The sequence below is a fragment of the Streptomyces sp. NPDC006309 genome, assembly GCF_040613095.1.
In the GTDB taxonomy this organism is placed as follows: domain Bacteria; phylum Actinomycetota; class Actinomycetes; order Streptomycetales; family Streptomycetaceae; genus Streptomyces.
Genome location: NZ_JBEXRO010000009.1, coordinates 68439 through 92733, shown reverse-complemented (window position 1 = coordinate 92733; position 24295 = coordinate 68439). Strand labels below are relative to the sequence as shown.

Sequence of the window (24295 nt, the reverse complement as noted above, 5' to 3'; positions counted from 1 at the left end):
CGACGGCGCTCCGCAGGGGAGCCGGAAGGTGCGGCGGGCGGGAGCTACCGAGCGCGGCAGACGGGGGCCGGAGGGCGCGGCGGGCCGGAGGGCGCGGCGGGCCGGGGGGCGCGGCGGGCCGGAGGGCGCGGCGGGCCGGGGGGCGCGGCGGGCCGGAGCAGAGACGGGCGGCGGGCCGGAGCCCGAAGGCTGCGGGCCGGAGCCCGAAGGCGCTGCGGGCCGGAGCTAGAGGGTGCGGCGCATCGCCCGGTGCGGTATGCCGGCGTCCGGGAACTCCGGGCCGTACGCCACGTAGCCGAGCCGTTCGTAGAAGCCCTGGGCGTGGGTCTGCGCGTGCAGGTCGAGCGCGGTGAGGCCCGCCGCGCGGGCGGTGTCCTCGATGGCGCGCACCAGGGCCGCGCCGACGCCGAGCCCGCGTGCCTCCCGGGAGACGGCGAGCCGCCCCAGGGAGCCGACCGCGGGGTCGCCGGTCCTCGCCGCCGCCGCCTCGCCGTGCAGCAGCCGCCCGGTGCCCAGCGGCACACCGTCCTCGCGGACCGCCAGGACATGCACGGCCACGGCGTCCCAGGCGTCGTACTCGATGTCCTCGGCGACGCCCTGCTCGGCGACGAAGACCTCTTTGCGGACCGCGAAGCAGGCCTCGCGGTCGGTGAGGTCCGTCGCGACCCGGACGGTGTGACGCGGGCTCACGCCCACGTCTCCTCGCGGACCTGGTCGAGGGCCTGCCGCAGGTCCTCGGGGTAGTCGCTCCCGAACTCCACCCACTGTCCGTCGCCGGGGTGCTCGAAGCCGAGCCGGACCGCGTGCAGCCACTGGCGGGTCAGGCCCAGCCGCTTGGCGAGGGTCGGGTCGGCGCCGTAGGTGAGGTCGCCGACGCACGGGTGGCGGTGCGCGGCCATGTGGACGCGGATCTGATGGGTGCGGCCGGTCTCCAGCTTCACGTCGAGCAGGGAGGCGGCGCGGAAGGCCTCGACGAGGTCGTAGTGCGTCACCGACGGCTTGCCTTCCGCGGTGACCGCCCACTTGTAGTCGTGGTTGGGGTGACGGCCGATCGGGGCGTCGATCGTGCCGCTCGTGGGGTCCGGGTGGCCCTGGACCAGGGTGTGGTAGCGCTTGTCGACCGTGCGCTCCTTGAACTGGCGCTTGAGCGACGTGTAGGCGCGCTCCGACTTCGCGACCACCATCAGGCCGGAGGTGCCGACGTCCAGGCGGTGCACGATGCCCTGGCGCTCGGCGGCGCCGGAGGTGGAGATCCGGTACCCGGCGGCGGCGAGACCGCCGATGACGGTCGGCCCGGACCAGCCCGGCGACGGATGCGCGGCCACGCCGACCGGCTTGACGATCACGATCACGTCATCGTCGTCGTGCACGATCTCCATGCCCTCGACCGGCTCGGCGAGCACCTGCACCGGCGCCGCGGCCTGCGGCATCTCGACCTCGAGCCAGGCGCCGCCGTGCACCCGCTCGGACTTGCCGACCACCGACCCGTCGACCTGGACCTTGCCGGCCGCGGCCAGCTCCGCCGCCTTCGTGCGGGAGAAGCCGAACATGCGGGAGATGGCGGCGTCGACGCGCTCGCCCTCCAGACCGTCTGGCACGGGCAGGGTACGAATTTCGGGAACGGTGCTCACCCGTCGAGTATGCCGGACGGGTGCCCGGCCACCGAACGGCCCTGTGGAAAACCGCCCGGCCGCGGGCCCCGCGGGCGGGCCGGACCGGCAGGACCGGCGGAACCGGCCTCAGTCCTCAGTCCTTGTGGACCGTGCCGTCCGGGTCCAGGCCGCGGAAGGACAGCAGCACGATCAGGATGCCGCCGCACACGATCGCCGAGTCGGCGAGGTTGAACACCGCGAAGCCCTGGGGCGCGATGAAGTCCACGACCTCGCCCTCGAAGATCCCCGGTGCCCGGAAGATGCGGTCGGTGAGGTTGCCGAGCGCGCCGCCCAGCAGCAGGCCGAGCGCGATCGCCCAGGGGAAGCTGTAGAGCTTGCGGGCGAGACGGATGATCACCAGGATCACGGCGGCGGCGATGAGGGTGAAGATGATCGTGAAGGCCGCGCCGAACCCGAAGGCCGCGCCCGGGTTGCGGATGGCGTGCAGCTCCAGCCAGTCCCCGACGACCCGGATCGGCGCGTGGCCCTCCAGGCGGGCGACGACAAGCATCTTGCTGATCAGGTCGAGGGCGTACGCGAACGCGGCCACCGCGAACAGCACGGCGATCCGGCGTCCGCGGCCGGTCCGCCGTCCCACCGGGGCGGACACCTCGCCGGCACCGGCCGGGCCGGACGCTCCCGGGCCGGCGGGCGCTCCGGCCGCCGCAGTCCGCTCGCCGCCGTCGTCCGGGGTGTCCGGCGTACCGATGATGCGCTCCGCCTCTGCCACGTGAGTCCCTCAACCTAGGTGCCTGACTGAGGAACGAGACTACGGCACGCCCCCACGGCCCCCGGCGTTCAGGAGCGGCGTTCCTGCTTCTGCTTGCACTCCACGCACAGCGTGGCCCGCGGGAAGGCCTGCATGCGCGCTTTGCCGATGGGATTGCCGCAGTTCTCGCACAGGCCGTAGGTGCCCGCGTCGAGCCGTTCCAGGGCGCGCTCGGTCTGGTCCAGCATCTCGCGCGCGTTGGCGGCCAGCGCCATCTCGTGCTCGCGGGTGATGTTCTTGGTGCCGGTGTCGGCCTCGTCGTCGCCCGCGCCGTCCCCGGAGTCCCGCATCAGACCGGCGACGGACGCCTCCGAGGAGCTGATCTCCGCCCGCAGCCGCCCCGCCTCGGAGTCCAGCTCCGCGCGGGCCTCCGCGACCTCCTCCGGGGTCCAGGGGTCCTCCCCGGTGCGCACCGCCAGCTCGCCGGGCTCCGCCGCGGCGGCCCGCGCCTTGGGAAGCGGGGTCTGTTCCGCCGTGACCGTGCCTGGAGTCTTCTTCGCAACCACTGTCGTGGCTCCCGTCTGCTTCGCGGCCCGCGCCGCACCCGCCTTCTTGGCCGTGCTCTTGTGAGCCGTCTCCGTGGAGCCGGCCTCGTGGACCGCCCGCCTGCCGCCGGCCTTCCTCGCCGCCGGCTCCCGGGGGGCCGCCTTGTCCGCAGCCGCCTTGCCGGTGGCCGCCTTGTCCGTAGCCGCCTTGCCGGTGGCCGTCCTCGTAGCCGGCTTCTCCGTCACCGCGACCTCCCCGGCCGCCGCGTCCTGCACCGAGCCGTCGGCCCCCGCACGGCCGTGCGCCGCCGTCCCGGCCGCCGCCTTCCTCGCCACCACCTTCCTCGCCGGGGCCTTCCCGGCGGCCGTCTTCCGCACCGGCGCCCGCTTGACCGCCGCCCGCTGCGCCGTCGTCTCCGCCCCCCGCTCCGTCGGGCCCGCGTCCTTGACGGCCGCGTCCGTCACAGCCGCCTTCTTCACGACCGCCTCCCCCGGGACCGCCTCCCGCGCGACCGCCTGCTTCACGGGCGTCTTCCGCACGGCCGCCTTCTTCGTGACCGTCTTCCGCACGGCGGCGCTCCTCGCCACCCGTTCCTCCGCCTTCGCCCCCTCTTCCTGCTCCTGGCGCACGGCCGCGTGGCCGGCTGCCGGCTTCCCCGCGGCCGTCCTCCTGGTGGCAGGTCCTGCGCCCGTCTTCCCGGTCGCCGGCTGCTGTACGGCGGTCTTCTTCGCCACCATGGCCGCGGCCCCTTCACATATTGTGATCTTGCTCGCGAATCGTGCTGGGACGATAAATCGACTCGAGTCCCGCGGCAACGGGGCACACCGCCCGATTCGCCCGCCCGCACCCCCCGAGCCACGGGCCTGCATCCGTTGTGCCCAGCTCCCCGCCGGGTAATCCGTCCGGTCCGGCCCGCGCGGACACGTACGCCCGCCCCCTCGCCATTCGGGTCACGCGGCCCGGCTCCGGGCCTGCCTCCGCGCCTGCCTCCGCACCGCGCGAAAACCGGTCCGCCGTTGTCCGCGGGGCGCCGTACACTGGGCGGAGCGAAAAGCGTGGATGGGGACGAGTAGCGGCGTACGCAGCCCAGAGCGACCCGGGGACGGTGTGAGCCCGGGGGCGAGCGCGACGTGAAGATCACCCCGGAGCCGCCGGAAGAAAGCCGCAGCCGCAGGGCGACGGCGAGTAGACCCGGCCTCGCGACCCCAATGAGGGGGCTCACCGGCGTGTACGGCACGGCGGAGGGCCAAGGAGGGTGGTACCGCGGGAGCGCGCCGCACACGGCGTGGATCAGGATCTGAGGCTCTCGTCCCTCCGACGGAAGGCAGCAAGTCCGTTGGAGGATGCTCGCAGATGACAGCGCCGACGTACCGCCAGGTGCCCGCACAGGTCGACCTGCCCGCTCTTGAACACGCCGTGCTCGACTTCTGGCACGAGCAGAAGATCTTCGCCAAGAGCCTGGAGCAGTCCGAGGGCCGTCCCGAATGGGTGTTCTACGAGGGCCCGCCCACCGCCAACGGCATGCCCGGCGCCCACCACATCGAGGCCCGCGTCTTCAAGGACGTCTTCCCCCGCTTCCGCACCATGCGCGGCTACCACGTGGGCCGCAAGGCCGGCTGGGACTGCCACGGCCTGCCGGTCGAGCTGGCCGTCGAGAAGGAGCTGGGCTTCGCCGGCAAGCAGGACATCGAGGCGTACGGCATCGCCGAGTTCAACGCCAGGTGCCGCGAGTCGGTGACCCGGCACACCGACGCCTTCGCCGAGCTGACGACCCGCATGGGCTACTGGGTCGACCTGGACGACGCCTACCGGACCATGGACCCCGAGTACGTGGAATCCGTGTGGTGGTCGCTGAAGGAGATCTTCGGCAAGGGACTGCTGGTCCAGGACCACCGTGTCGCCCCCTGGTGCCCGCGCTGCGGCACCGGCCTGTCCGACCACGAGCTGGCGCAGGGCTACGAGACGGTCGTCGACCCCTCCGTGTACGTCCGCTTCCCGCTCACCTCCGGCCCGCTCGCCGGCGAGGCCGCCCTGCTGGTGTGGACGACGACCCCCTGGACCCTGGTGTCCAACACGGCGGTCGCCGCGCACCCGGAGGTCACCTACGTCGTCGCGACGGACGGCGAGGAGAAGCTCGTCGTCGCCGAGCCACTGCTCGCCAAGGCGCTCGGCGAGGGCTGGGAGACCACCGGGCAGACCTTCACCGGTGCCGAGATGGAACGCTGGACGTACCAGCGCCCCTTCGAGCTGGTGGAGTTCCCCGAACCTGCGCACTACGTGGTCAACGCCGAGTACGTGACGACCGAGGACGGCACGGGCCTGGTGCACCAGTCCCCCGCCTTCGGTGAGGACGACCTCAAGGTCTGCCGCGCCTACGGCCTGCCGGTCGTGAACCCCGTCCGCCCCGACGGCACCTTCGAGGAGGACGTCCCGCTCGTCGGCGGCGTCTTCTTCAAGAAGGCGGACGAGAAGCTCACCGAGGACCTGGCGCAGCGCGGCCTCCTCTTCCGGCACCTGCCGTACGAGCACAGCTACCCGCACTGCTGGCGCTGCCACACCGCGCTCCTGTACTACGCGCAGCCCTCCTGGTACATCCGCACGACGGCGATCAAGGACCGCCTCATCCAGGAGAACGAGAAGACCAACTGGTTCCCGGACACGGTCAAGCACGGCCGCTTCGGCGACTGGCTGAACAACAACATCGACTGGGCGCTGTCCCGCAACCGCTACTGGGGCACGCCGCTGCCGATCTGGCGCTGCGAGGACGACCACCTCACCTGCGTCGGCTCCCGCGCGGAGCTGACCGAGCTGACCGGCACCGACCAGTCGGGCCTGGACCCGCACCGGCCGTACATCGACGACGTCACCTTCGCCTGCCGTCACGACGGCTGCGGGAAGACGGCCACGCGCGTGCCGGAGGTCATCGACGCCTGGTACGACTCGGGTTCCATGCCGTTCGCGCAGTGGGGCTACCCGTACAAGAACAAGGAGCTGTTCGAGAGCCGGTATCCGGCGCAGTTCATCTCCGAGGCGATCGACCAGACCCGCGGCTGGTTCTACACGCTGATGGCCGTCGGCACCCTCGTCTTCGACAGGTCGTCGTACGAGAACGTCGTCTGCCTGGGCCACATCCTCGCCGAGGACGGCCGCAAGATGTCCAAGCACCTGGGCAACATCCTCCAGCCGATCCCGCTCATGGACCAGCACGGCGCGGACGCGGTGCGCTGGTTCATGGCGGCCGGCGGTTCCCCGTGGGCGGCCCGCCGGGTCGGCCACAACACCATCCAGGAAGTCGTCCGCAAGACCCTGCTGACGTACTGGAACACGGTCGCCTTCCAGGCGCTGTACGCCCGCACGTCCGGCTGGGCGCCCTCCGCGGCGGACCCGGCGCCGGCCGGGCGCCCGGTGCTGGACCGCTGGCTGCTGTCCGAACTCCACGCCCTGACCGACCAGGTGACCCAGGCGCTGGAGGCGTACGACACCCAGCGCGCCGGCAAGCTGCTGTCCGCGTTCGTGGACGACCTGTCCAACTGGTACGTCCGCCGTTCGCGCCGCCGCTTCTGGCAGGGCGACAAGGCCGCGCTGCGCACCCTGCACGAGGTGCTGGAGACGGTCACGAAACTGATGGCGCCGATCACGCCGTTCATCACCGAACGGGTGTGGCAGGACCTGGTCGCGCCGGTCACGCCGGACGCGCCCGAATCGGTGCACCTGGCCGCGTGGCCCGAGGCGGACCTGTCCGCGATCGACCCGGAGCTGTCGCGTCAGATGGTCCTGGTCCGCCGGCTGGTGGAACTGGGCCGCGCCACGCGCGCGGAGTCGGGCGTCAAGACGCGTCAGCCGCTGTCCCGTGCGCTGATCGCGGCCACCGGCTTCGAGTCCCTCGACCCGGAGCTGCACGCGCAGATCACGGAGGAGCTGAACGTCGAGGCGCTGGCATCGCTCAGCGAGGTCGGCGGCAGCCTGGTCGACACGACCGCCAAGGCCAACTTCCGGGCGCTGGGCAAGCGGTTCGGCAAGCGGGTGCAGGACGTGGCCCGGGCGGTCGCCGGTGCCGACGCCGCCGCGCTGTCCCTCGCGCTGCGGGAGGGCACCGCGTCCGTGGAGGTCGACGGGGAGACGGTCACCCTCGCGCCCGACGAGGTCATCATCACGGAGACCCCGCGCGAAGGCTGGTCGGTGGCCGCCGACTCCGGCGCCACGGTCGCCCTCGACCTGGAGATCACCGAGGAGCTGCGGCAGGCCGGTCTGGCCCGTGACGCGATCCGCATGATCCAGGAGGCCCGCAAGAACAGCGGCCTGGACGTGGCCGACCGCATCGCCCTGCGGTGGACCTCGACCGATCCCGCGGTCATCGCCGCGCTGTCCGAGCACAGCGCCCTGATCGCCGAGGAGGTCCTCGCGACGGACTTCGCCCAGGGCGAGGCGGACGGCACCTATGGCGACACCTTCACCGACGAGGGCCTGTCCCTCACGTTCCGGCTGCGCCGGGCGTAACCGCAGGCGTGCGCAGGGGCCCGGTCTCCGGCAAGGAGACCGGGCCCCTGCGCGTGGATCACCGGCCCAGACGTTCCCGCCCGCACGCCGGACCGGGAGTTCCACCGGGTACCGGGCCGCAGGCTCCCGCCCGGACGCCGAACCATAAGCTCCGCCGCGTACCGGGCCGCGGGCTCCCACCCCGACGCCCGACCGTAGGCTCGCCGGAAACCGGACCGCAGGCTCCCACCCCGACGCCGAACCATAAGCTCCGCCGCGTACCGGGCCGCGGGCTCCCACCCCGACGCCCGACCGTAGGCTCCACCGGAAACCGGGCCGCAGGCTCCCACCCCGACGCCGAACCGCAGGCTCCACCGAAACCGGGCCGCGGCCTCCCGCCCGGATGCCGGCCGGTCCCGTCACCGTCGCGCGGTGTCCCGCGCCCCGACGGCGGGCGCGCGCAACCCGCGTAAAAGGGGCGGGCCCCCGGACCGAAGTCCGGGGGCCCGCCCCTTGGGCGCTGCCGACGCCGTTGTCGTACTAGTACCCGGTGCTCAGTTGTCGTCCTCGTCGATCAGGAACCCGCGCATCGGCGAGGGCGCCTGGCCCATCGAGGACGGACCCTGCGGGCGGACCGGGGCCATGGGCTGGGTCATGGCCGGGGTCATCTGCTGCTGGCCGCCGTAGGACGGGCCGGGGTTGCCGGAGTTGCCGCCCATCCCCTGGTTGCCGCCGTAGGACGGGGCGCTCGCGCCGGCCGGGGCCATGGAGGGCGCCGGGGACGGCGGCAGGGACGCGGTGGCCGGAGTGCGCGGCGGGGCCAGGGAGTCGTCGGCCTGGGTCTCCAGCTGACGCAGCTGCGACTCCAGGTACGACTTCAGCCGCGTGCGGTACTCGCGTTCGAAGCCGCGCAGGTCCTCGACCTTGCGCTCCAGCGTGGCGCGCGCGGACTCCAGGGAGCCCATGGCGACGCGGTGCTTCTCCTGCGCGTCCCGCTCCAGGGCGTCGGCCTTGGCACGGGCGTCACGCTCCAGACCCTCGGCGCGGCTGCGGGCCTCGCCGACGATCTTGTTGGCCTCGGAACGGGCCTCGGCGATCGCCTGGTCGGCGGTCTGCTGGGCCAGCGAGAGGACACGGGCGGCACTGTCGCCACCGGGGCCCTGGCCGTGGCCGCCCATGGGACCGCCCATCGGGCCGCCCATCTGCTGCTGCATGGGCGGCTGACCGCCCATGTGGCCCTGCCCCATCTGGCCCTGGCCCATCTGGCCCTGGCCCATGGAGCCCTGCCCCATCTGGCCCTGCCCCATCTGACCCTGGCCCATGGAGCCCTGCCCCATCTGGCCCTGCCCCATCTGACCCTGGCCCATCTGGCCCTGGCCCATGGGGCCGGGACCCTGCGGGCCACCCTGACCGCCGGGGCCGGCGGGCAGCTGCGGGGCACCGCTCGGCAGCTGGGGCGGACCACCCATGGGGCCGCCCATCTGCTGCTGCGGCGGGCCCGATATGCCGGCGGGCACCGGTGCGCCGGGACCTCGCATCCCCTGCTGGGGCATGCCCTGCTGAGGCATTCCCTGCTGGGGCATCCCCTGCTGCTGGTCCTGCTCCGGGGGCTTGCGCATGTTCTGCTGGTTCTGGGCGGCCGCGCGCGTGGCCGCGGCCAGTTTGGCGCGCAGGTCCTCGTTCTCGCGGAGCAGCCGGGTCAGTTCGGCTTCGACCTCGTCGAGGAAGGCATCGACCTCGTCCTCGTCATAGCCTTCTCGGAGGCGGACGGTCGTGAACTGCTTGTTCCGCACGTCCTCGGGGGTCAACGGCATCTCTTCACCTCAACGTAGTCATCGGCAGTCGGCAAGACCGTATCGTCCACCCTCATCTCACGAAGTGCTGCGCAATGGAGATGAGGACGTAAACGATGATCATCAGTACGAAGAAGGACAGGTCGAGCGCCACGCCCCCGAGACGCAGCGGCGGGATGAACCGCCGCAGAAGCTTCAACGGTGGATCGGTGACAGTGTAGGTGGCCTCCAGTACGACCACCATCGCCTTGCCGGGTTGCCACGAGCGGGCGAACTGGAACACGTAATCCATGACCAGCCGGAAGATGAGCACGACGAGGAACACCATCAGCGCGATGTAGATCACCTGCGCGAACACGCTCATGGCCTGCGGTTCCCTCTCCCCTGCTCCGTGCTTTCCGTACTGCGGTCCGGTCGTGCGTCTCAGCTCTGGTTGAAGAACCCGCCCTCTGCGATGCGGGCCTTGTCCTCCGCCGTGACATCGACGTTAGCAGGAGACAACAGGAACACCTTCTGCGTCACCCGCTCGATGCTGCCGTGAAGACCAAACACCAAACCGGCCGCAAAGTCGACAAGTCGCTTGGCGTCTGTGTCATCCATCTCAGTCAGATTCATGATCACCGGGGTGCCCTCACGGAAGTGTTCCCCGATGGTACGGGCCTCGTTGTAGGTCCGCGGGTGAAGGGTGGTGATCCGGTAAGGCTCTCGTTCCGACACGACCTTGGGCATGATCACCGGTGCGTTCTTCTCCAGGGACTGACGTTCTTGTGTGATGGATGCCACGGGCGCGATCCGCGCCGGACGTCCCGATTCCGCGGCGAGCGAAGTCGAACGGGCCACCGGCTCGCGCGGCGCGGGCGGTTGCACGATTCGCACCTCTTCGTCCCTTTGGGACTGGTGTGCACCATGCGACTGATGTGACGGTTCGTGCCGTCGGTGGTCCCGCTCGGGCTCCGGGTCCAGCTCGGGCTCGAAGTCGTCGTCGGGGTCGAATCCGCGGCCGTCGTACCCATCGTCCTCCACGAGGCCGAGGTAGACCGCCATCTTGCGCATCGCGCCGGCCATGCTCTGAGTCCTCCGCTCTGTGGTGGATCGACTGACGACTGCCAAATGCCCGCGATCCACGTGGTCGTTGTGCCCGCCTTGGCGGGCACTGACCATATTTTCTGCTGTGGTCCGACTTCCTGGCGACGTTACCCGAGCCTGGGGCGGACTCCGAGTACCGCACTGCCGACGCGTACATGTGTCGCCCCGGCGGCCACGGCCTGTTCGAGGTCCGCACTCATCCCTGCCGACACCATGGTTGCAGCCGGATGGGTCCGGCGCAGGTCGGTCGACAAATCCATGAGCCGTCCGAACGCCGCCTGTTCGCGTCCCGCGTATTCCCCGGTGAGCGGAGCGACGGTCATCAGGCCGTCGAGCCGCAGCCCGGGCGCCGCGGCCACGAGGTCGGCCAACTCTTCGATTCCGTCCGGCGCCACGCCACCGCGTTCGCCCCGGCCGCTCGCCCCCGCGTCGAGCGCGACCTGGAGCAGGCAGCCCACCTCGCGCTCCACCCGTACCGCTTCCTTCGACAGCGCGGCGACGAGCCGGGCACGGTCGACGGACTGCACGACATCGGCATAACCGACCACGGAACGGACTTTGTTGGTCTGCAACTGACCGACGAAGTGCCATGTCAGAGGCAGATCGGTGCACGCGGCGGCCTTCGGGGCCGCGTCCTGGTCGCGGTTCTCGGCGACTTGGCGCACGCCGAGCCCGGACAGGATCCGCACATCGCTCGCCGGGTAGGTCTTGGTGACCACGATGAGGGTCACCTCCTCCCGCCCGCGCCCGGCCGCCGCACACGCGGTCGCGATGCGCTCCTCCACCTTCGCCAGTTTCGCGGCGAGTTCCGTCTTACGGTCCGTCATGCCCCATCAATCCAGCCACACATAGCCGGCGAGCCGCCCCGTGGCGCGGTCGCGGCGGTACGAGAAGTGGTCCCCCGACTCCAGTGTGCACACCGGCGACTGCGCCCGGTCGCGCACCCCGAGCCGGTCGAGCTGCGCGTGCACGCCGGCGGCCACGTCGACCGCGGGCGTGCCCCAGCTCGTCTCGGCGTGCGCCGCCGGTTCGACGGCGGCCACCTCGGCGCGCATCGCCTCCGGCACCTCGTAGCACCGGCCGCAGACGGCCGGTCCGGTGCGGGCGACGATCCGGTCCGGTACGGCGCCGAGTTCGACCATGGCCCGTACGGCGGCGGGGACGACCCCCCGGACCATGCCGGGCCGGCCCGCGTGGGCCGCGGCGGCGATCCCGGCGACGGGGTCGGCCAGCAGGACCGGCACGCAGTCGGCGGTGAGGACGGCGAGGGCGAGCCCGCGCCGGGCGGTGACGACCGCGTCGGCCTCGGGTACCGGACGCCCGCCCCAAGGCGCGTCCACCACGACGACGTCGGCGCCGTGCACCTGCCGCATCCAGACCACCGAGACGGGGTCCAGACCGAGCGACTCGGCCGCCAGCTTGCGGTTGGTCCCCACGGACTCCGGGGCGTCGCCGACCGCGCCGCCGAGGTTCAGCTCCTCATACGGAGCGGCGCTCACCCCGCCCCACCGGTCGGTGAAGGCGAAGTGCGCGCCGCTCACGCTCTCGCGCCGTCCTATCACTTGAGGAAGTCCGGGACGTCCAGTTCCTCGGCGGTGCTGTCCACATAGGCGGGCCGCGGCGCCGGCGTGACCGGCGGCGGGACCGGGATGTCGGCCACCGGCTCGGGCGCCGGCTCCGGCTCCTCCTTCGGCTTCACGCTGCCCAGCGAACCGAAGGACGGACGGCTGGGCTCGCTCGACCGCGCGGGCGCGGGCTCCTCGCGGCGCGCGGGCGCGGATGCGGAGGTCGAGCCGAGCACGTTGTCCCGGCGGGCGGGCGGCTGGCCGCCGTCGAAGCCGGCCGCGATGACGGTGACCCGGACCTCGTCGCCCAGGGCGTCGTCGATGACCGCGCCGAAGATGATGTTGGCCTCGGGGTGCGCGGCCTCGCTGACCAGCTGGGCGGCCTCGTTGATCTCGAACAGGCCGAGGTCGGAGCCGCCGGAGATGGAGAGCAGCACGCCGCGGGCGCCGTCGATGGACGCCTCCAGCAGCGGGGAGGAGATCGCCATCTCGGCCGCGGCCACCGCGCGGTCGTCGCCGCGGGCCGAGCCGATGCCCATGAGGGCCGAACCGGCCTCGGACATGACCGACTTGACATCGGCGAAGTCCAGGTTGATCAGGCCGGGGGTGGTGATGAGGTCGGTGATGCCCTGCACACCGGAGAGCAGGACCTGGTCCGCGGACTTGAAGGCGTCCAGGACCGAGACCTGGCGGTCCGAGATGGACAGCAGCCGGTCGTTGGGGATGACGATGAGGGTGTCGACCTCTTCGCGGAGTTCCGCGATGCCGTCCTCGGCCTGGTTCGCACGGCGCCGTCCCTCGAAGGTGAACGGGCGCGTGACCACGCCGATGGTCAGGGCGCCCAGATTGCGCGCGATGTTGGCCACGACGGGTGCGCCGCCGGTGCCGGTGCCGCCGCCCTCGCCGGCCGTCACGAAGACCATGTCGGCCCCCTTGAGGACCTCCTCGATCTCCTCGCGGTGATCCTCGGCGGCCTTGCGGCCGACGGCCGGGTTGGCTCCGGCGCCGAGTCCGCGGGTGAGTTCGCGGCCGACGTCGAGCTTGACGTCGGCGTCGCTCATCAACAGCGCCTGTGCGTCGGTGTTGATGGCGATGAACTCGACGCCCTTGAGACCGACCTCGATCATCCGGTTGATGGCATTGACACCACCGCCGCCGACACCGATGACCTTGATGACTGCGAGGTAGTTCTGCGGTGCTGCCACGTCGAAGGCCTCTCGCCTCGAATTACGTTGTCGCCGCCGTGCGGTTGCCCCGCGCCGGGACGACGGATGCCGAATGGGACGGTCCGTAGCGCCGACCCGAACCCTAACCTTGAAGTTTAGGGTTACCAGTGTGTCTGTTCCCTGGAGTCTTCTGAACAGGACACTAAGTCGACAAGTGGCGCCCGTTCAACGAACACGCCGAACCTCCCGTTTTTCTTTTCACCCTATGTGATCAGGCATAGCAGTGCCCAACCAGGGTGCTGGCCTGCGCTGATGTGCGTCAACTCCCCGATGACGCAGGGGCGGTGGGAACGGTGACATCAAAGTGCCGTGCGCCGGGAACTGCTTTCATGAGAGCCGTGAGGGCCCGTGCCTTGGCGCTGCCGTTCTCGCCGCTGCCCCATGCCACCGTGCGCCCGTCGCCCCACTCCAGCGAGATCGCGTCGTAGGAGCGGACTTGGACGGCGCGGGTGACCCTCAGCACGGGCTCCGGCAGGTCACCGGCGACCCGGACGGCCTCGCGCACCAGCCGGTCCACACCGAAGCGCCGGAAGCTCGCGGCGCCGGGCCCCTTGCGGGAGGCGGACACCTCCAGTGCGGGAACACCTTTCGGCGCCTGCGGAACCGTGGCGAACCGGACACCTTCGTCATCGATTTCGACGAAGTTCCCGTTCTTTCGGGCCAGCAGAACCGGAGTGCGCTCAATCACTTTCAGGCCGATTCCATGCGGCCAGGAACGAACCACGTCTACGGTGTCAATTCGGGGCAATTTCCGGCGAAGCCGGGCTTCGACGGCATCCGTGTCGGCGGAAATCATCGGCTCCCCGACGGGTACGGCCGCCGCCTCGCGCACCTGGGCGGGGGTCAGCACCCGCGTCCCGGACACCGAGACGTGGTCCACCCGCAGCCAGGCGGAGCCGTACAACACCCAGACGGCACCGGCCCCGAGCAGCACCAGGAGGGCCGCGGCGGCGGCGAGCACCAGGAGGCGCCGCCTCCTGGTCCGGGAAGCGGACGGCGGGCCGGACGACTCCTGCTGGCGTTCACCGCGCTCGGCGGTCGTCGGTCCGGCCACGCTCACTCCTTTTCCTGGCCCGGTTCGTCTCCGGGGCGCCCCGTCCGGTGCGCGCCCCTTCGGCTCACCCGCCCATGCCTTACTGCGGACGGCGCGAGGCGATCGCCTCGTACACCAGGCCGACGAGCAGGTCGTCGGCGTCCCGGCGGCCGAACTCGCTTGCCGAGCGGGACATCTCGTACAGCCGGTGGGGGTCGGCGAGCACGGGCAGGACGTTGTGCTGCACCCACTCCGGCGTCAGTTCCGCGTCGTCGACGAGGAGTCCGCCACCGGCCTTGACCACCGGCTGGGCGTTCAGCCGCTGTTCGCCGTTGCCGATGGGCAGCGGGACGTAGGCGGCCGGCAGTCCGACGGCGGAGAGTTCGGCGACGGTCATCGCGCCCGCGCGGCAGAGCATCATGTCGGCCGCCGCGTACGCGAGGTCCATCCGGTCCAGGTAACTTACCGGGATATAGGGGGGCATCCCCGGCATCTGGTGCACTTGCGGCAGTTCGTTCTTCGGGCCGACCGCGTGCAGGATCTGGATGCCGGCCTGCTGGAGCCAGGGAGCGACCTGCTGGACCACCTCGTTGAGGCGCCGGGCGCCCTGGGAACCGCCGGAGACGAGCAGCGTGGGCAGGTTCGGGTCGAGCCCGAAGCGGGCGCGCGCCTCCGGGCGGACGGCGGCGCGGTCCAGGGTGGCGATGGAGCGGCGCAGCGGGATGCCGATGTAGTGGGCGTCACGCAGCTTGCTGTCCGGGGTCGAGACGGCGACCCGGGCCGCGTACCGCGAGCCGATCTTGTTGGCCAGGCCCGGGCGGGCGTTGGCCTCATGGATCACGATGGGCACACCGAGGCGCTTGGCGGCCAGGTAGGCGGGCAGGGCGACGTAGCCGCCGAAACCGACCACGGCGTCCGCCTTGGTGCGCTCCAGGATCTGCTCGGCCGCCTTGATCGTGCCGCGCAGCCGGCCCGGGACGGTGATCAGCTCCGGCGTGGGCTTGCGGGGCAGCGGCACCGCCGGGATCAGCGCCAGCTCGTAGCCGCGCTCCGGAACGAGCCGGGTCTCCAGGCCGCGCTCCGTGCCCAGGGCCGTGATCCCCACGGTCGGGTCCTGCCTGCGCAGGGCGTCCGCGAGGGCGAGCGCGGGCTCGATGTGGCCGGCGGTCCCCCCACCGGCGAGTACGACATGCACCGAAATTCACCGCTCTCCGGACGTACGCGCCGCCGAGGCACGCCGTCGCATCGTGTTCCATCTCCGTGGTCCCCGGCCGGATACCCGCCCGGCACCGGAGCCTCCCGCCCGCTTTCTACCAAAGCGAGGTTGCCGCGTCGCGAGCGCCGCCCGCGCAGCGGGCTCGTCGCGCGCGAAGGCGATCAGCAGCCCGATGGCGAACATGGTCGGCAGCAGGGCGGACCCTCCGTAGGAGAACAGCGGGAGCGGGACACCGGCGATCGGCAGCAGACCGAGCACCGCACCGATGTTGATCACCGCTTGGGCGGTGATCCAGGTGGTCACGCCTCCCGCGGCATACCTCACGAAGGGGTCCTCCGTGCGTCCGGCCACGCGGATACCCGCATAGCCTAGAGCCGCGAACAGGGCGAGCACCGACAGCGTCCCCGCGAGACCCAGTTCCTCGCCGGTCACGGCGAAGATGAAGTCCGTGTGGGCTTCCGGGAGTTGGCCCCATTTTTCCACACTCGCGCCGAGTCCGGAGCCGAAGAAACCGCCGGAGGCGAGGGCGTAGATGCCGTGCACGGCCTGCCAGCAGTCGGCGACCCCGGTCTTCGGCTCGGTGGCGCCGATGCAGGCGAGGCGGGCCATCCGGTTGGGGCTGGTCTTGATGAGGACCACACCGATCAGCGCGGCGACCGACAGCACGCCCGCGAACAGCCGGGTCGGCGCGCCCGCGAGCCACAGCAGGCCGAACAGGATCGCCGTGAGAATGATCGCGGTTCCCATGTCGCCGCCCAGCATGATCAGCCCGAGCAGCAGGAACGTGACCGGGACCAGCGGCACCAGCATGTGCTTCCACTGGGTCAGCAGCCTGCGCTCCTGCTTGCGGGCGATCAGGTCCGCGCCCCACAGCACCAGGGCCAGCTTGCCGAACTCACTGGGCTGGATCTGGAAGGAGCCGCCGAGCGAGATCCAGTTCTGGTTGCCGTTGACCGCCATCCCTATCCCGGGCACCTGCACCAGGGCCATCAGGAAGACGGCGCCGGCGAGGATCGGGTAGGCCAGCGCCCGGTGCAGTTTCACCGGCATGCGGGAAGCGGCGAACAGCAGTGCGCCGCCGATGAGTGCGGCGAGGAACTGCTTGCGGAAGAAGTACGACCCCGGCAGCGACAGCTGCAACGCGGTGATCTGGGAGGCCGAGTACACCATCACCAGACCGAGCACGGTGATCAGCACGCTGCCGCCGGCGATCAGGTAGTAGGCGGTCAGCGGCCGGTCCCAGGCCCTGCGCGCGCGGGTGCAGAACCGCTGGACGGGGTTCTCGCGCGGGGGCCTGGGAACGGCGGGGCGCGGGCGCCGGGGCGCCCGCTGCACGGGCGGCCGGCCGGTTCGGCTACTGGGCATCGGCGCCTCCACTGAACGTCGACCGTCCCACGCGTCCCTCCCAAGATCCGCCCGGCAGGCGGCCGGGGTCAGGCGCCGAGTTCGCGGACCGCCGCCGCGAACGCGTCGCCGCGCTGGTTGTAGTTGGTGAACATGTCCATGGAGGCGCAGGCCGGGGCCAGCAGCACCGTGTCGCCGGGCCGTGCCAGCCGCTTCGCCTGAGTCACCGCCTGGAGCATCGCCCCAGTGTCGGTCCGGTCGAGGTCGACGACGGGTACTTCCGGGGCGTGTCGCGCGAGGGCCTCACGGATCAGTGCCCGGTCGGCGCCGATCAGGACGGCTCCGCGCAGTCGCTTCGCCGACCTGGCGACCAGTTCGTCGAACGTCGCGCCCTTCGCCAGACCTCCCGCGATCCATACGATCGGTTCATATGCCGCCAACGAGGCTTCCGCGGCGTGGGTATTGGTCGCCTTGGAGTCGTCGACGTACGCCACTCCGTCGATGTCGGCCACGTGCGCGATGCGGTGGGCGTCGGGCCGGAAGGCCCGCAGGCCGTCGCGTACGGCCGTGGCGGGCACGCCGAAGGCGCGCGCGAGGGCCGCCGCGGCAAGGGCGTTGGCGATGTTGTGCGGGGCCGGCGGGTTCACGTCGGAGACCTGGGCCAGCTCCTGCGCGTTCTTCTGCCGGTTCTCGACGAAGGCCCGGTCGACCAGGATGCCGTCCACCACGCCGAGTTGGGAGGGGCCGGGCGTGCCCAGGGTGAACCCCACGGCCCGGCAGCCCTCTTCGACGTCGGCCTCGCGCACGAGGTCCTCGGTGGCCCGGTCGGCGGCGTTGTAGACGCAGGCGACCCGGTTCCCCTCGTAGATACGGCCCTTGTCGCGCGCGTACGCCTCCATGGAGCCGTGCCAGTCCAGGTGGTCCGGCGCGAGGTTGAGGACCACCGCCGAGTGGGCGCGCACGGAGGGCGCCCAGTGCAGCTGGTAGCTGGAGAGTTCCACGGCGAGGACGTCGTGGCGCTCCTCGCCGAGGACCGCGTCCAGCAAGGAGACGCCGATGTTGCCGACGGCGGCCGTGCGCAGACCGGCCGCCGTCAGGATGGAGGCGAGCATCTGGACGGTCGTGGTCTTGCCGTTGGTGCCCGTCACGGCCAGCCAGGGGGCCGCGTCGGGGCCTCGCAGACGCCAGGCCAGCTCCACGTCGCCCCAGACGGGCACGCCCGCCTCACCGGCCGCCAGGAACAGCGGCTTGTCCGGCTTCCAGCCGGGCGCGGTGACGATCAGCTCGGTGCCCTCGGGCAGGGTGGCCCCGTCGCCGAGGCGCACGGTGATGCCGAGCGCCTCCAGCTGAGCGGCCTGTTCGCGCGCGCGCGCGTCGTCGCCGTCGTTGACGACCGTGACGAGCGCCCCGCGCGCGTGCAGCGCCTTCGCCGCCGGGATCCCGGAGACGCCGAGCCCGGCGACGGTGACGTGCCTGCCCTGGAATGCGAAGGACTCTGAAGGCGCCGAGGAGGTCACTTGTCCGCTGCCCATCCCGCGTAGAAGAGGCCCAGTCCGACGATCACACAGATGCCCTGGATGATCCAGAAGCGGACCACCACAAGTACCTCGGACCAGCCCTTGAGTTCGAAGTGGTGCTGGAGCGGCGCCATCCGGAAGACGCGCTTGCCGGTGAGCCGGAAGGAGCCGACCTGGATGACGACCGACATGGTGATGAGGACGAACAGGCCGCCCATGATGGCCACCAGCAGCTCCGTGCGGGAGAGGATGGCCAGGCCGGTGAGGACACCGCCGAGCGCGAGCGAACCGGTGTCGCCCATGAAGATCTTCGCCGGCGAGGTGTTCCACCACAGGAAGCCCAGGCAGGCGCCCATCAGCGCGGAGGCGACCACGGCCAGGTCCAGCGGGTCGCGCACCTCGTAGCAGGCGCCCGGGTTGGTCAGGGTACCCGCGTTGGCGCAGGACTCCTGGAACTGCCAGACGCCGATGAAGGTGTAGGCGCCGAAGACGAGGACGGAGGCGCCGGTGGCGAGGCCGTCCAGACCGTCGGTCAGGTTCACGCCGTTCGACATCGCGAGGATCATGAACAGAGCCCAGACGACGAACAGCACCGGGCCGAGCGTCCAGCCGAAGTCGGTGATGAACGACAGCTTGGTGGAGGCCGGGGTGTTGCCGCGCGCGTCGGAGAACTGGAGCGACAGCACGGCGAAGGCGATGCCGACGATCAGCTGGCCGGCCATCTTGGCCTTGGCCCGCAGGCCCAGCGAGCGCCGCTTGACGATCTTGATGTAGTCGTCGAGGAAGCCGACCAGGCCCATGCCGGCCATCAGGCCGAGGACCAGCAGACCGGAGTAGGTCGGGGGGTAGCCGGTGATGAGCTTGCTCAGGAAGTACGCGGCGATCGTCGCCAGGATGAAGGCGATACCGCCCATGGTCGGCGTACCGCGCTTGCTGGCGTGCTCGCGCGGGCCGTCGTCACGGATGTACTGGCCGTAGCCCTTGCGGGCGAGGAGCTTGATCAGCAGCGGGGTGCCGACCAGGGTCAGGAACAGGCCGATGACTCCCGAGAACAGGATCTGCTTCATCATCGGGCATCGACCCCGCCCTCGGCACCGGCCTCGGTGAGCGCCTGGGCCACGCTCTCCAGCCCCACCGACCGGGACGCCTTCACGAGTACGACGTCCCCCGGGCGCAACTCGCTGCGCAACAGGTCGATCGCCGCCTGTGCGTCGGACACGTGCACCGACTCCTCACCCCACGAACCCTCGTTATATGCGCCCAGTTGCAGCCAGGAGGCCTCAATCCCCCCGACGGCGACGAGCTTGCTGACGTTGAGCCGGACGGCGAGCCGTCCGACGGCGTCGTGCTCGGCGAGCGCCTCGTCCCCCAGCTCGGCCATCTTGCCGAGCACCGCCCACGTGCGGCGCCCCGTGCCCATGGCCGCGAGCGCCCTGAGGGCGGCCCGCATGGACTCGGGGTTGGCGTTGTAGGCGTCGTTGACGATGGTCACGCCGTCCGGGCGCTCGGTGACCTCCATGCGCCAGCGGGAGAGGGAGCCCGCCTCGGAGAGCGCGGTGGCGATCTCCGCTGCGGACATGCCCAGCTCATGGGCGACGGCGGCCGCGGCGAGCGCGTTCGACACGTGATGCTCACCGTACAGGCGCATCGTCACATCGCTTGCACCGGAGGGTGTGTGAAGCCTGAAGGCGGGCTGTCCACTGTCCGTGAGTCGTACGTTCTCGGCGCGTACGTCCGCTTCGGCCGACTCTCCGAAAAGGACCACCTTCGCCTTGGTACGGGAGGCCATGGCCCGCACCAGCGGGTCGTCGGCGTTGAGGATCGCCGCGCCGTCCTCGGGAAGGGCCTCCACGAGTTCGCCCTTGGCCTGGGCGATCTGCTCGCGCCCGCCGAACTCGCCGATGTGGGCGGTGCCGACGTTGAGCACCAGGCCGATCTTCGGGGGGGTCAGATCCGCGAGGTAACGGATGTGCCCGATGCCGCGGGCGCCCATCTCCAGCACGAGGAACCGGGTCTCCTCGGTGGCGGTCAGGGCGGTCAGCGGCAGTCCGATCTCGTTGTTGAGCGAACCGGGGGTGAACACCGTCGGCGCCTTGCGCCGCAGGACCTGCGCGATGAGGTCCTTGGTGCTCGTCTTGCCGGCCGAGCCGGTCAGGGCGACGAGGGTCGCGCCGAGGCGCTGTACGACGTGCCGGGCGAGGGCGCCGAGGGCCGTCTGGACGTCGTCGACGACGATCGCGGGGACGCCGACCGGCCGGGACGCCAGCACGGCGACCGCGCCGGCCTGGACGACCCGGGCCGCGTAGTCGTGGCCGTCCACGCGCTCGCCGACGAAGGCGGCGAACAGGCTGCCGGGCACCACCTCGCGGGAGTCCCGGACGACCGGTCCCGTGACCTGCGCGGACGGATCCGGTATGTCGTGCGTCTGCCCGCCGACGACTGCTGCGATCTCGGCGAGGGAGAGGGCGATCACAAGTTCATCCCTGGGTCTGCTGGATAGCTTCGCGGAGCACCTGGCGGTCGTCGAAGGGACGGATCACGCCGGCGATGTCCTGGCCCTGCTCGTGGCCCTTGCCCGCGACCAGTACCGTGTCGCCGGCCTGGGCGCGGCCCACGGCGGCGGCGACGGCGGCGGCCCGGTCCTCGAACAGGAGTACCTCGCCGCGCTCGTGCGCGGGCACGGAGGCCGCGCCCTGGAGCATGGTCGCGAGGATCGCGAGGGGATCCTCGGAGCGGGGGTTGTCGGAGGTCAGTACGGCCGTGTCGGCGAGCCGGGCCACGGCGGCGCCCATCGGGGCGCGCTTGCTCCGGTCGCGGTCGCCGCCACAGCCGAGGACGACGTGCAGCCGGCCCTTGGTGACCTTGCGCAGCGCCTTGAGCACGGACTCGACCGCGTCGGTCTTGTGGGCGTAGTCGACGACCGCGAGGTACGGCTGCCCGGCGTCGACGCGCTCCAGACGGCCGGGGACGCCCGGCACGGCCGCGATGCCGTCGGCGGCCGCCTGCGGGTCGAGGCCGGCCGCGGCGAGGGCGACGACGGCGGCGAGGGTGTTCGCCACGTTGAACGGCCCCGGCAGCGGCGACCTGGCCTGGACCCGCTCGCCGTTCGGGCCGAGGACGGTGAAGGTCGAGTCCATGGGGCCGACCTGGACGTCCTGGGCGCGCCAGTCGGCGTCGGGGTGGCCCTCGGCGGAGAAGGTGACGACCGGGACGCCCGCCTCGGCGGCGAGCCGGCGGCCGTACTCGTCGTCGGTGTTGACGACCCCGAGCCTGCTGCGGCGCGGCGTGAACAGCTGGGCCTTGGCCTGGAAGTAGTCCTCCATGCCGGAGTGGAACTCCATGTGCTCCGGGCTGAGGTTGGTGAAGACGGCGATGTCGAAGACGCAGCCGTCGACCCGGCCGAGGACCAGGGCGTGGCTGGAGACCTCCATGGCGACCGCCTCGACACCGCGTTCGCGCATGACGGCGAACAGGGCCTGGAGGTCGGTGGCCTCGGGGGTGGTGCGCTCGGACTTGATGCGCTCCTCGCCGATGCGCATCTCGACGGTGCCGATGAGACCGGTGCTGCGCGCGGTCTTCAGGCCGCCCTCGACCAGATAGGCCGTGGTGGTCTTGCCGGAGGTGCCGGTGATGCCGATCTGGAGCAGGTCGCGGCCCGGCCGGCCGTAGATGGTGGCCGCGAGTTCGCCCATCCGCGCGCGCGGGTCGTCCACGACCAGCACGGGCAGTCCGGTGGCGGCGGCGCGTTCGGCACCCGTCGGATCGGTGAGCACGGCGACCGCGCCGAGGCCGGCGGCCTGCATGGCGAAGTCGGCGCCGTGCAGCCGGGCACCCGGCAGGGCGGCGTACAGGTCGCCGGGGCGGACGGCACGGGAGTCGTGGGTGATGCCCGTGACCTCGGCGGAGCCGGCCGGAGCGGCGGCACCCAGCTGATCGGCGAGTTCCGCGAGGGGTGTGGCGGAGACCTCGACCGGTCGCGGCGGTCCCGGATATGTCACGGAAGCGCCCTTCTGGGTGGTTTGGGACTGATCAGCGTGTGGCACGGCGGTGAGCGTACCGGGCGCACCCGCTCCGGAGCGAAGCGAGGGGTTCGCGGCCCCGTGGTTCCCGTCGTCGGGGGTGATCGTTGTCACGAGCTGGTTCCTGGTGTTTCCGGGGGTGCGGATCAGGGCTTGTAGTCGACGGGCAGGTTGGCGGCCCTGGCTCCGGTCGGCGGGATCTGGAGGGTCTTGAGGGCGAACTCCATCACCTGCTTGTAGATGGGACCGCAGATCTGACCGCCGAAGTAGCTGCCGGCGGTGGCGTTCTGGATGGCGCAGTACACGGTGACGCGCGGGTTGTCCGCGGGCGCGAAGCCGGCGAAGGACGAGGTGTAGCCGCGGTAGCGGCCGGTGGCCGGATCCACGCGGTTGGCCGTGCCGGTCTTGCCCGCGACCCGGTACCCGGGGATGCGGGCCTTGATGCCGGTGCCCTGCTCGTCGTCCACGACCGACTCCAGCATCTGGGCGACCGCCTTGGCGGTCTTCGCGCTGACCACCCGCGTCTTCGCGGGCTTGTGGGCGGGTGTGAAGCGCCCGTCGGCACCCTTCGTGCCGCGCACGAGGCTCGGCTCGACGCGGACTCCGCCGTTGGCGATGGTCGAGTACACGGATGCCGCCTGCATCGCGTTGATGGAGAAGCCCTGGCCGAAAGGGATCGTGTACTGCTGCGAGGTGGACCACTTCTGCGGCGGCGCGAGGATGCCGCGGGTCTCGCCGGGGAAGTCCAGCCCGGTGTAGTCGCCGATGCCGAACCGGTGCAGATAGGAGTGGAGGATCCGGTTGGCCTCGGGCTGGGACCTGCCGAGTTCGCCGGTGGCCAGGATGGTGCCGATGTTGCTGGACTTGGCGAGCACGCCGTTGAGCGTGAGGTACCAGGTGGCGTGGTCGATGTCGTCCTGGAAGAGGCGGTCGCCGCGGTGCAGCCGGTTGGGTACGACGACGTGGGTGAGCGGGGTCGCCACGTTCTGCTCCAGCACGGCCGCCATGGACATCACCTTGGCGGTGGAGCCGGGCTCGTAGGCGTCCTGGAGGGCCGCGTTGCCCATGGCGTCGCCGTCGGCCTTCGCCAGGTCGTTCGGATCGAAGCCGGGCGAGTTGGCCATGGCCAGGATCTGGCCGGTTCGGGTGTCCTGGACGATGACGTACCCGCGGTCCGCCCGGGACTTCCTCACCTGCTCGGTGATGGCGTTCTGCGCGGCCCACTGGATGTCCCGGTCGATCGTCAGCTCGACGTCGGCCCCGGGCACGGCCGGTGTCTGCGTCGACCCCACGGTCGGCACCTGGCGCCCGCCCGACTGGGCGTACCGGACCTTGCCGTCCTTGCCGGTGAGCTGCTTGTCCAGTTCCTGTTCGATGCCGCCGCCGCCCCGGCCGTCGGCGTTGACCCAGCCCAGTATCCCGGCGGCCAGGTCTCCGTTGGGGTACACGCGCTGACTGCTGGGGTCCGCGAAGACGCCGGCCAGCACGTTGGCGGTGTGCCGGTCCGTCCCCGCCTTCTTGGCGAGCGCGGCCTTCAGGTCCTTGATCTGCTTCCAGACCTGCGGCGTCTGCCGCGCGGCGAGCCGGGTGTAGCGGGAGTTCCTGTTGGCGGGCCGCAGCTTCTTGACCAGCGTCGCCTGGTCCTGGCCGAGGATCGGCGCGAGGAGCGCGGCTGCCTGCTCGGGGCCGTCGCCGGTCTTCAGCTGCTTGGCGGTGAACATCGTCGGGTCGGCCGTGATGTCGTACGCGTCCTCGCTGATGGCGAGGGCGACGCCGTTGCGGTCGGTGATCCCGCCGCGCGCGGCGGCCAGGGTGTGCACCACGTAGCGGTTCTGCTCGGCCCGGGCCGCGTAGGCGCTCGCGTCGACGGCCTGGACCTGGAGCAGCCGTACGACGAAGGCGAGCAGGACCAGGGTCAGGCCGAGGCTGACCAGGCGCAGCCGGGGCCGGGGGCTGCCGAGCCGGAGGGGGCGCGGGGGCATGGGCCGGGCGCCGCCGGGGCGGCGGGCCGGGCGGGCGCCGGGCCCGGGCTGCCGCCGGACGGTGCCCCGTGGCCGGGGCGGCTTGGCGGGTCCGGGCACGCGGCGGCGGGGCGGTTGCCTGTCGGACACTT

General features: G+C 71.6%; 19 protein-coding genes. 1 reads left to right on the top strand and 18 read right to left on the bottom strand.

Translation table 11 applies throughout. The features are described 5' to 3' along the window. Positions 1–225: 225 nt before the first annotated feature. The 4 genes from ABZ117_RS14870 to ABZ117_RS14855 form a co-directional block, all read right to left on the bottom strand. On the bottom strand, positions 226–690 hold the full coding sequence (locus tag ABZ117_RS14870) for a GNAT family N-acetyltransferase (protein WP_356820760.1): 465 nt from the start codon (positions 688–690) through the stop codon (positions 226–228). Then, positions 687–1631 carry an RluA family pseudouridine synthase gene (locus tag ABZ117_RS14865; RefSeq protein ID WP_356820758.1) on the bottom strand — a complete coding sequence of 315 codons (945 nt, stop codon included), beginning with the start codon at positions 1629–1631 and terminating at the stop codon, positions 687–689. Before ABZ117_RS14865 ends, ABZ117_RS14870 begins: the two co-directional genes overlap by 4 nt. 115 nt (positions 1632–1746) lie before the next feature. Beyond that, positions 1747–2382 (bottom strand): signal peptidase II, encoded by a 636-nt coding sequence (gene lspA / locus ABZ117_RS14860; protein ID WP_356820756.1) that lies wholly within the window; start codon positions 2380–2382, stop codon positions 1747–1749. Between the two features lie 68 nt (positions 2383–2450). Further along, on the bottom strand, positions 2451–3644 hold the full coding sequence (locus tag ABZ117_RS14855) for a TraR/DksA C4-type zinc finger protein (RefSeq protein WP_356820754.1): 1194 nt from the start codon (positions 3642–3644) through the stop codon (positions 2451–2453). A gap of 616 nt (positions 3645–4260) precedes the next feature. On the opposite strand from ABZ117_RS14855, the gene ileS reads away from it, so the two are divergent. After that, positions 4261–7404, top strand: coding sequence for an isoleucine--tRNA ligase (ileS, locus tag ABZ117_RS14850; protein ID WP_356820752.1), 3144 nt, complete (start codon positions 4261–4263; stop codon positions 7402–7404). Between the two features lie 533 nt (positions 7405–7937). Here the strand turns inward: ileS and ABZ117_RS14845 are convergent. From ABZ117_RS14845 to ABZ117_RS14780, 14 genes are all read right to left on the bottom strand, one after another. After that, entirely contained in the window at positions 7938–9197 is a 1260-nt protein-coding gene (locus tag ABZ117_RS14845; protein ID WP_356820750.1) for a DivIVA domain-containing protein, read from the bottom strand. A gap of 52 nt (positions 9198–9249) precedes the next feature. Further along, on the bottom strand, positions 9250–9540 hold the full coding sequence (locus tag ABZ117_RS14840; RefSeq protein ID WP_121789244.1) for a YggT family protein: 291 nt from the start codon (positions 9538–9540) through the stop codon (positions 9250–9252). Positions 9541–9599: 59 nt separating this feature from the next. Next, a complete protein-coding gene (sepF, locus tag ABZ117_RS14835) occupies positions 9600–10241 on the bottom strand; it encodes a cell division protein SepF (RefSeq protein ID WP_030642042.1) in 642 nt (213 codons plus the stop codon). Between the two features lie 128 nt (positions 10242–10369). Then, positions 10370–11089 carry a YggS family pyridoxal phosphate-dependent enzyme gene (locus tag ABZ117_RS14830; protein ID WP_356820748.1) on the bottom strand — a complete coding sequence of 240 codons (720 nt, stop codon included), beginning with the start codon at positions 11087–11089 and terminating at the stop codon, positions 10370–10372. A gap of 6 nt (positions 11090–11095) precedes the next feature. Continuing rightward, entirely contained in the window at positions 11096–11824 is a 729-nt protein-coding gene (gene pgeF, locus ABZ117_RS14825) for a peptidoglycan editing factor PgeF (RefSeq protein WP_356820746.1), read from the bottom strand. Beyond that, on the bottom strand, positions 11821–13032 hold the full coding sequence (gene ftsZ / locus ABZ117_RS14820) for a cell division protein FtsZ (RefSeq protein WP_356820744.1): 1212 nt from the start codon (positions 13030–13032) through the stop codon (positions 11821–11823). The genes pgeF and ftsZ overlap by 4 nt, the downstream gene beginning before the upstream one ends. 280 nt (positions 13033–13312) lie before the next feature. Further along, entirely contained in the window at positions 13313–14107 is a 795-nt protein-coding gene (locus tag ABZ117_RS14815; RefSeq protein ID WP_356820742.1) for an FtsQ-type POTRA domain-containing protein, read from the bottom strand. A gap of 79 nt (positions 14108–14186) precedes the next feature. After that, entirely contained in the window at positions 14187–15281 is a 1095-nt protein-coding gene (murG, locus tag ABZ117_RS14810; RefSeq protein ID WP_356820740.1) for an undecaprenyldiphospho-muramoylpentapeptide beta-N-acetylglucosaminyltransferase, read from the bottom strand. Positions 15282–15287: 6 nt separating this feature from the next. After that, positions 15288–16667, bottom strand: a complete 1380-nt coding sequence (ftsW, locus tag ABZ117_RS14805) for a putative lipid II flippase FtsW (RefSeq protein WP_356820738.1) — start codon at positions 16665–16667, stop codon at positions 15288–15290. A 68-nt stretch (positions 16668–16735) separates the two neighbouring features. Next, complete coding sequence (gene murD, locus ABZ117_RS14800; protein WP_356820736.1) at positions 16736–18178, bottom strand: UDP-N-acetylmuramoyl-L-alanine--D-glutamate ligase; 1443 nt, start codon at positions 18176–18178, stop codon at positions 16736–16738. Continuing rightward, complete coding sequence (gene mraY / locus ABZ117_RS14795) at positions 18160–19230, bottom strand: phospho-N-acetylmuramoyl-pentapeptide-transferase (protein WP_356820983.1); 1071 nt, start codon at positions 19228–19230, stop codon at positions 18160–18162. The genes murD and mraY overlap by 19 nt, the downstream gene beginning before the upstream one ends. Then, a complete protein-coding gene (gene murF / locus ABZ117_RS14790) occupies positions 19230–20636 on the bottom strand; it encodes a UDP-N-acetylmuramoyl-tripeptide--D-alanyl-D-alanine ligase (RefSeq protein ID WP_356820734.1) in 1407 nt (468 codons plus the stop codon). The genes mraY and murF overlap by 1 nt, the downstream gene beginning before the upstream one ends. Before the next feature lie 4 nt (positions 20637–20640). After that, positions 20641–22161 carry a UDP-N-acetylmuramoyl-L-alanyl-D-glutamate--2,6-diaminopimelate ligase gene (locus tag ABZ117_RS14785; RefSeq protein ID WP_356820732.1) on the bottom strand — a complete coding sequence of 507 codons (1521 nt, stop codon included), beginning with the start codon at positions 22159–22161 and terminating at the stop codon, positions 20641–20643. A gap of 167 nt (positions 22162–22328) precedes the next feature. Continuing rightward, positions 22329–24293, bottom strand: coding sequence for a penicillin-binding transpeptidase domain-containing protein (locus ABZ117_RS14780; protein WP_356820730.1), 1965 nt, complete (start codon positions 24291–24293; stop codon positions 22329–22331). Positions 24294–24295 lie beyond the last annotated feature (2 nt).